Source organism: Modestobacter caceresii (genome assembly GCF_000761485.1).
Lineage (GTDB): Bacteria > Actinomycetota > Actinomycetes > Mycobacteriales > Geodermatophilaceae > Modestobacter > Modestobacter caceresii.
Map to the genome: position 1 here is coordinate 73,908 of NZ_JPMX01000139.1, position 7,674 is coordinate 81,581.

Annotated in this window: 7 protein-coding genes; 2 read left to right on the forward strand and 5 right to left on the reverse strand. The window is 72.0% G+C overall.

Features of this window, described 5'->3' with window-relative positions:
* Positions 1-59: 59 nt before the first annotated feature.
* Positions 60-1,235, reverse strand: a complete 1,176-nt coding sequence (locus IN07_RS23605; RefSeq protein ID WP_036341548.1) for an acyl-CoA dehydrogenase family protein — start codon at positions 1,233-1,235, stop codon at positions 60-62.
* 394 nt (positions 1,236-1,629) lie between these two features.
* Between IN07_RS23605 and IN07_RS23610 the strand changes: the two genes are divergently transcribed.
* A complete protein-coding gene (locus IN07_RS23610; RefSeq protein ID WP_036341551.1) occupies positions 1,630-2,733 on the forward strand; it encodes a zinc-binding dehydrogenase in 1,104 nt (367 codons plus the stop codon).
* Between the two features lie 48 nt (positions 2,734-2,781).
* A complete protein-coding gene (locus IN07_RS23615; RefSeq protein ID WP_036341554.1) occupies positions 2,782-4,302 on the forward strand; it encodes a CoA-acylating methylmalonate-semialdehyde dehydrogenase in 1,521 nt (506 codons plus the stop codon).
* 68 nt (positions 4,303-4,370) lie between these two features.
* Here IN07_RS23615 and IN07_RS23620 read toward each other — a convergent pair whose 3' ends face one another.
* The 4 genes from IN07_RS23620 to IN07_RS23635 all read right to left on the reverse strand — a co-directional run bounded on the left by IN07_RS23620 (position 4,371) and on the right by IN07_RS23635 (position 7,517).
* Positions 4,371-5,510, reverse strand: coding sequence for an NAD(P)/FAD-dependent oxidoreductase (locus IN07_RS23620; RefSeq protein WP_036341557.1), 1,140 nt, complete (start codon positions 5,508-5,510; stop codon positions 4,371-4,373).
* Positions 5,507-5,704: a ferredoxin gene (locus IN07_RS23625; RefSeq protein ID WP_036341558.1), complete on the reverse strand. Its 198-nt coding sequence runs from the start codon at positions 5,702-5,704 to the stop codon at positions 5,507-5,509. The genes IN07_RS23620 and IN07_RS23625 overlap by 4 nt, the downstream gene beginning before the upstream one ends.
* A gap of 1 nt (position 5,705) precedes the next feature.
* Positions 5,706-6,896 (reverse strand): cytochrome P450, encoded by a 1,191-nt coding sequence (locus tag IN07_RS23630; RefSeq protein ID WP_036341560.1) that lies wholly within the window; start codon positions 6,894-6,896, stop codon positions 5,706-5,708.
* Between the two features lie 261 nt (positions 6,897-7,157).
* Positions 7,158-7,517, reverse strand: a complete 360-nt coding sequence (locus IN07_RS23635; protein WP_036341562.1) for a hypothetical protein — start codon at positions 7,515-7,517, stop codon at positions 7,158-7,160.
* Positions 7,518-7,674 lie beyond the last annotated feature (157 nt).

Consider the following 7,674-nt stretch of genomic DNA (forward strand, 5'->3'; position numbering starts at 1 on the left):
GCCACGTGCCGTGCGTGGGTGGCCGGACCGGTCCCGGTCCGGCCACCCACGGTCGACGGTCAGCCCTGCGGCACCAGGTTCATGTAGAGCCAGGTGTGGTCGGGAGCCAGGCCGGCGAGCTGCCTGCCGCAGCCCTCGATGACACCCGGCGCCGAGGTGACGTGCTGGGTGCCGGCGTGCATGTCGCGGAAGTACTGCTGCATCGGGCCGGTGCGCAGGGCCGACGTCCCCGCTGCCCGGTAGACCTCGACGCTGATGGCCTCGGCCGACCAGGTGGCGTTGTACAGGGCGAGGCGCAGCTTGGTCCGCTGGTCGACGCTCAGCTCGCCACCGTTCTGGAGCGTCTCGGTGGCGTCCCGCCAGACCTGCTGCACGAATGCCTGCGCGGCGTGGTACTTCGCCTCCAGCTCGCCGTACAGGGCCTGGAAGCGGGTGCTGTCGGCCACGGTCCCGGCGCGGCCGGCCTTGGCACGCACCTGTGCGGCGAGGTCGTCCAGCATGCGACGGGCCACGCCCAGGGCCCACGCCGAGTGGCCGATGAGGGCGAAGTGCATGATGCCCAGCTTGAAGATCCAGCCACCCCGCTGCGGGGTCTCCGTCGGCCCCTCGTGGGTGAAGTAGGCCGGGACGTAGACGTCCTCGGTCGTGTAGTCGATGCTCCCGGTGGCCTTCAGGCCCATGACGTTCCACGAGTCCTCGGCGAGCGCGGCCTGGTCGACCGGCAGCACGAAGATCAGCGGCTGGCCGGTGTCCTCCACGACCCCGAGGGTGTGGATCCACTGCGCGTGCTTGATGCCGGAGGCGAAGCCCCACTCACCGGACAGCCGGTACCCGTCGCCGGACCGCACCGCCCGACCCGGGCGGGTGCCCTGCCCGGCGACGACGGGCAGCCGGTCGCCCTTGAACATCTCGGCGACGGCGTCGTCGCTGAGGTAGGCGCCGCCGGTGCCGGTTGCCAGCGACGCGGCCATCAGCACCCACGCGGTCGACGGGTCGGCCTCCGCGATCGTCTGGATGACCTCCAGCGACGCCATCGGGTCGAGCTCCGCACCACCCAGGGAGACGGGGGTCCACATGCCGAACAGGCGCTTGTCGTGCAGCGCGTCCGCCACCGCGTCGGTGAGCTTGCCGCCGGCCTCGTTGGCAGCAGCCTGCTCCCGGATGAGGGGCGCGATCTCGCGGGCTGCGGCTACGAGGTCCGGCCGATCCGCCGTGTCAGGTGCGGTCGTCGTCATGGTGGCTCCTCTTCTGCTGAGCAAGGCTGTGCGGTCAGGTGGAAGGGCGGTGCGACCGTCGTCGTCAGCGGTGCCCGGAGGCGTTGACGACTGGGCCCGGCCCGTGCGGATTGCCGATGACGAACTGCGTCACCGATGCGCTGTCCGTTGACCGGACAACCATCCGTTCGTAGTCTCAAGCTCCACACGGAACGTGTCAAGGGCCACACTTCGGCCGGCCTCGACCCCCGCCTCCCCCGCTCACTGTGCGTCTTGACACACCACACCGGAGCCCGCAACGTACGACCGATCGGTATGCGGACGGCGCTCCAGGCAGCGGTCCGGCGCACGCCTGAGCGGCACCCCCAGCCCGCTCCCTCACCACCTGTTCGTCCACGACCCACGAGGAGCCTTCGTGCACGCAGCCGTCTTCACCGGGGAGACCCCCAGCCTGACCATCGAGGAGATCCCGCGCCCCACCCCCCGGCGCGGTGAGGTGCTCCTGGAGGTCGCCGCCTGCGGGGTCTGCCACACCGACCTGCACGTGATGAAGCGGGAGGTGGCCTTCCCGACGCCCTGCGTCCTGGGCCACGAGGTGTCCGGCATCGTCGCGGAGATCGGACCGGACGTCTCCACCGTCGCCGTCGGCGACCGGGTGGTCTGCGCGTTCATCATGCCGTGCGGCGCCTGCCGGCACTGTGTGCGCGGGCACGAGGACCTCTGCGAGACGTTCTTCGGCTACAACCGGCTGCGGGGGACGCTCTACGACGGGGAGACGCGGCTGGCGCGGGCCGACGGCGACCCCATCTGGATGTACTCGATGGGCGGGCTCGCCGAGTACTGCGTCGTCCCGGCGACGGACGTCTTCCCCGTGCCCGACGGCCTGGACCTGCACGACGCCGCCGTGCTCGGCTGCAGTGCGTTCACCGCGTTCGGCGCCGTGCACAACGTGGCAGAGCTGCGGCTGGGCGAGACCGTGGCCATCGTCGCGACCGGCGGCATCGGCTCGGCACTCGTCCAGTTCGCCCACGCGGCCGGCGCGGGCACGATCATCGCTGTCGACCGCGCCGCCGACAAGCTGGAGGCGGCGAAGGCGCTCGGCGCCACGCACACGGTGGACGCCTCCACGTGCGACCCCGTCGCAGCCGTCCGGGAGCTCACCGGCGGGCGGGGCGTGGACGTGTCCTTCGAGGCGCTCGGGCACCCCAGCACCTTCGCCACCGCGGTCGACGTGCTCGACGACGGTGGCCGGGCGGTCATCGTGGGGATCGCCCCTGCAGGCAGGACCGGAGAGGTCGATCTCGCCCGCATCGTGCGGCGCAAGCTGCGCATCCTCGGTTCCTACGGCGCCCGAGCCCGCAGTGACATGCCGCAGCTCCTCGACCTGGCAGCCCGCGGCGTGATCCGCCCATCCGAGCTGATCACCCGCCGGTACGGGCTCGCCGAGGCCGACGCCGCCTACCAGGCACTGTCCCGCGGCGAGGTCATCGGTCGCGCCGTCGTCGACATGCGCCGCTGACCGACCGTCCCGCCCGCTCTCCGCAGCAACCCATCCGAGAGGCAGCACATGAACCAGGACCAGAACAGCACGGACACTCTGCACTGGGTCGGGGGCAAGTCGTGGGAGGGGACGTCGGGCGAGTTCGCCGACCTCCGCGACCCGGCGACCGGCGCCGTCTCCGGGCGGGTGGCCCTCGCCTCGGCCGCGGACGTCGACCAGGCGGTGCAGACGGCCGCCCTGGCCGGACGCGAGTGGGCCGCCACCTCGCTGGCCAAGCGCAGCGCCGTGCTGTTCGCCTTCCGCGAGCTGGTGTCCCGGCACACCGACGAACTGGCCCGGGTCATCACCGCGCAGCACGGCAAGGTGCTCTCCGACGCCGCCGGCGAGGTGGCCCGCGGCCTGGAGGTCGCCGACTTCGCCTGCGGCATCCCGCACCTCCTCAAGGGCGGCTACAGCTCGAACGTGTCCACCGGCGTGGACAGCCACTCGATCCGCCAGCCGCTGGGGGTCGTCGCCGGCATCTCGCCGTTCAACTTCCCGGTCATGGTGCCCATGTGGATGCACCCGGTGGCCATCGCCTGCGGCAACGCCTTCGTGCTCAAGCCCAGCGAGCGCGACCCCTCGGTGTCCACGCTCGTCGCCGAGCTGTGGGCGCAGGCCGGGCTGCCCGACGGCGTGTTCAGCGTCGTCAACGGGGACCGGCGTGCCGTCGAGGCGCTGCTGGCCCACCCCGACGTGGCCGCCGTGTCCTTCGTCGGGTCCACGCCCGTCGCCCGGACGGTCGCCCAGGAGGCGGTCGGGCACGGGAAGCGGTTCCAGGCCCTCGGCGGGGCGAAGAACCACATGGTGGTCCTGCCCGACGCCGACGTCGACGCAGCGGCCGACGCAGCCGTCTCGGCCGGCTTCGGCTCGGCCGGTGAGCGCTGCATGGCCGTCTCCGTCGTCGTCGCGGTCGGTGCCGCGGCCGATCCGTTCGTCGCCGCCGTGCAGGACCGGATCGGCCGGCTGCAGGTCGGCCCCGGGACCGAGCCGGGGTCGGACATGGGGCCGCTGATCACCGCCGCCCATCGTGACCGCGTGGCCCGGCTGGTCGGATCGGGCATCGCCGAGGGGGCCACGCCCGTGGTCGACGGCCGCGACGTCCAGGTGGCAGGCCACCCCGACGGCTTCTGGCTGGGACCCACCCTGCTGGACCACGTCACGCCGGCGATGGAGGTCTACCGCGAGGAGGTCTTCGGCCCGGTGCTGCAGGTCGTCCGGGTGGAGACCTACGACGAGGCCCTCGCGCTGGTGAACGCCAACCCGTACGGCAACGGGACGGCGATCTTCACCAACGACGGCTGGGCGGCCCGCCGCTTCCAGGAGGAGGTCGAGGTGGGCATGGTCGGCATCAACGTCTCCGTACCGGTGCCGATGGCCTACTACTCCTTCGGCGGCTGGAAGCAGTCGCTCTTCGGCGACCTGCACGTCCACGGTCAGGAGGGCGTGCAGTTCTACACGCGCGGCAAGGCGGTCACCAGCCGGTGGCTGGCGCCGTCCGCCCGGCGCGGCAGCGGCGTCGACCTCGGTTTCCCCACCAACGCCTGAGCGCACCGTCCTCCCCGGCCCGTCGGGCCGGGGAGGACGGCGTCGCTGTGCTGTGCCGGGCTCGGCGCCTACGCGGACGCCAGCAGCTTGCGCAGCTTGGTGATCGACAGCGGGCAGTCGATGCCCGCAGCACCGACCGGTGCGCCGTCCGAGTTGCGCCACCGCAGCACGGTGCCCGCCGCGGCGGGCACCTCCTCGGGTGCGTCGTCCCCGACCACCGAGCCGACCAGCTTGACGTGGTGGCCGAACTGCTCGGTCCAGAAGTAGGGGCGAGGCAGGTGTGGGGCGTCCCCGCTGCCCAGCAGCACCTCCACTGCGGTCACCGCCTGGTCGAACGCGGACTGCCAGTACGGCGTCCGCCGGCAGCCGGACTCCGCCGGGAACGCGACCACGTCCCCGGCCGCGACGATGCCCGGCGCGACCCTCAGGTACTCGTCCACCTCGAGGCCGCGCGGGCCGGCCGCCAACCCACTCCCGGCGAGCCACTCCACGTTGGGCTGGCAGCCGATCGCCACGAACGCCACGTCACCGTCGACCCGCCGGCCATCGTGGAGGACGGCGACCGGACGACCGGCCTGGTCCTGCTGCAGCTCGCTGACCGGCTGCCGGATGATCTCCACCCCGGCCGCGGTGGCGGCCTCGACGAGGAGTCCGCTCAGGTGGGCGCCCAGCAACGCCTCCATGGGGGGTGTGTCGCTGACCAGCGTCACCTCCGTGCCCAGCTCCCGCCCGACGGAGGCCACCTCCATGCCGAGCGGACCGCCACCGACGACGAGCAGCCGGGCACCCTGACGCATCAGCTGTCCCAGCTCCTGGGCGTCACCGAGGTCACGCAGCGTGTAGACCCGGTCCCCTCCCCCGGGCAGCGTCCGGGCCCGGGCGCCGGTTGCGATGACCAGCCCGTCGTAGCCGACCTCCCGGCCGTCGGCGAGCGCGACGGTGCGGGCGGCGGAGTCCAGGCCGACCGCCGGGACGCCCAGGAGCAGCTCGACGCCCTCGAGCTCGGGCAGGTACGCCGACTCGGGGACGTCGGTGCCGGTCAGGACCGCTTTGGACAGCGGCGGGCGTGCGTAGGGCGGGTGGTCCTCACTGCTGATGAGAGTGACCTGCCCGGCGTGCCCCCGGTTGCGCAGCGACCGCGCAGCCGTCGCTGCGGCGATGGACCCCCCGACGATGACGATGCGACCGTCCGCGGGGACCGGGGTCACTGGACGACTCGGAGCGCGGCGACCGGGCAGGCCGCCGCACCCCGCGCAGCAGCCGTCTGGTGCTCGGCGGGGACGTCCTGTCCTTCGAACTGGTAGATCAGGTCACCCTCGTCGTCGAGCTCGAAGACGTCGGGGGCCTGGTCCTCGCAGAGGCCGTGCCCCTCGCACCGCTTGTAGTCGACCTCGATCTTCACGTCAGTCCTCCGTGTCGACGGTGACCTGGACTGTGCCGAAGGCCCGGATCAGGTTGTTCAGTGCCCGCTCGGTCTCCCCGACGTGGAACCGGGTGACCCGCTGGGCCAGGGCGTGCAGGAGCGACTCCGTCTCCATCCGGGCGAGGCCCTGGCCGGCGCAGCCGTGGTCGCCGAGGCCGAAGCCGAGCTGGTGGACGGCGTCCCGGCGGGTCACGTCGAACTCGTCGGGCCGCTCGAACTTGCGCTCGTCCCGGTTGGCCGAGGCGTAGATGACCAGCACCCGGGAGCCGGCCGGGACCGGCACGCCGCCGATCTCGGTGTCCACGTTCGCGAGCCGCCCGAAGGCGCGGATCGGCGACTCGATGCGGACGATCTCGTTGACCGCGTTCGGGATCAGGCTGGGGTCCTCGCGGAGGAGGTCCCACTGGTCCGGGTGCTGGGAGAAGAGCCAGATCGCACTGCCGACCGCGCTGATGGTGGTGTCCAGCGAGGGCGCCAGGTAGTCCAGCATCAGCATCATCGTCTGCTCGGTGGTCACCTCGCCCTTGTCCCGGGCCTCGAGCACCCCGGCGCCGAGGCTGCCGGGCAGGACGTTGCCCGTGCGGACCACCTCCGCCCCGAACGCGGCCATCTCACCGCACTGGGGCATCGCCCGCTGAGCGCGCTCGTTCATCGGCCCGAAGGAGTCGAAGTTGGCGCCGGCCCACCGCAGCAGGTGCTCCCGGCCCTCCTGCGGCCAGCCGATGAAGTCCGGCACGATCGAGAGCGGGAGCGCCCGCGCGAGGTCCGCGACAGCGTCGAAGGACTTCCGCTCGACCAGCTCGGCCACCAGCTCGTCGGCCCGCTCCCGGACGAGGTCCTTCATCGGCCGCAGGGCGCGAGGGGTCAACCGGTGCGCCACGACCTGCCGCAGGTGCGCGTGGAGCTCGCCGTCGCTGGCCAATGTGCAGCCGAGGATGGCCTCGTTGGCCGGCTCGTTGAGCGCGATGCCGTTGGCGGAACGGAACGTGTCGCTGTCCATGAGGACGGCGCGGGCCTCGTCGTACCGCGCGACTGCGTAGGCGCCGTGCTTCTCGAGCCACACTGCGGGGCTCAGCTCGCGCAGCGCGCGGTAGTCCTCGTAGGGCTCCAGGAGCGCCGCGTCGGTGTAGATGTCCCCGGAGTAGGTCGGGGCGGTCTCCGTGGTGGTCATGTCGCGGGTCCTTCCGGAAGAACAGACAGCTGCGCGTGGACACACGTCCGCGATGCGGACAACGGCGACGATGCCCGACGGCGGAACACTGTGTCAAGGACCACACAGAGCTGGCTTCGGGTGCTCGAGGATCGCATTGCCCACGGCCGGACGAGTCCCCGTGGCGCAGCACGCCGGCGGCTCCGGACGGGTGTCCGAAGCCGTCGGCTGGTGCGCTGCGGGCGCCTCTCCCGGGCGGCTCGTCGACCGAGCCGGCGCCGCTCAGGTGGAGATGTCGGGGTAGGGCATGGAGATGTGCTCCATCGCCTTCCCATAGGCACGCTGGTACTCCATCGGCCCGTGGTCGCGCTCGAACAGCGCGATGAACAGGGTGAGCGTCAGGAACGGGTGCGCGCCCATCTGGAACAGCGCGACGTGGTCGTGCTCGGCCAGCGCCCGCCGCTCCTCGTCGGTGAAGGCCAGCCAGGTGGTCTTCTCCGCGGGGATGCAGTTGAGGATGGTGTTGGCCATCTCGGCCTCCCACCAGGTGACCGTGCCGGCCGGGTCCTCCCGGTAGCGCTCGGTCAGCTCGGGGTCGCGGTCGACGGTGAACAGGAACTTGTCCAGCAGGTACTTGCTCATGCCGACACACCGCCCGTGCTCGGGATCCCGTTGGGGTACCAGGTGAAGTACGCCTCCATGGTGTGGAACAGGTCCAGGGTGTCGACGTGGTCGGCCTTTGCGCCCTCGCCGGCCACGCCCATCATCAGCATGAAGTCCATGAACCCGTGGGTGGCGT

Coding starts and splice junctions, on each gene's coding strand:
- IN07_RS23630 (WP_036341560.1), bottom strand. CDS start 6,896: ATGACCACCACGGAGACCGCCCCGACCTACTCCGGGGACATCTACACC.
- IN07_RS23635 (WP_036341562.1), bottom strand. CDS start 7,517: ATGAGCAAGTACCTGCTGGACAAGTTCCTGTTCACCGTCGACCGCGAC.
- IN07_RS23605 (WP_036341548.1), bottom strand. CDS start 1,235: ATGACGACGACCGCACCTGACACGGCGGATCGGCCGGACCTCGTAGCC.
- IN07_RS23615 (WP_036341554.1), top strand. CDS start 2,782: ATGAACCAGGACCAGAACAGCACGGACACTCTGCACTGGGTCGGGGGC.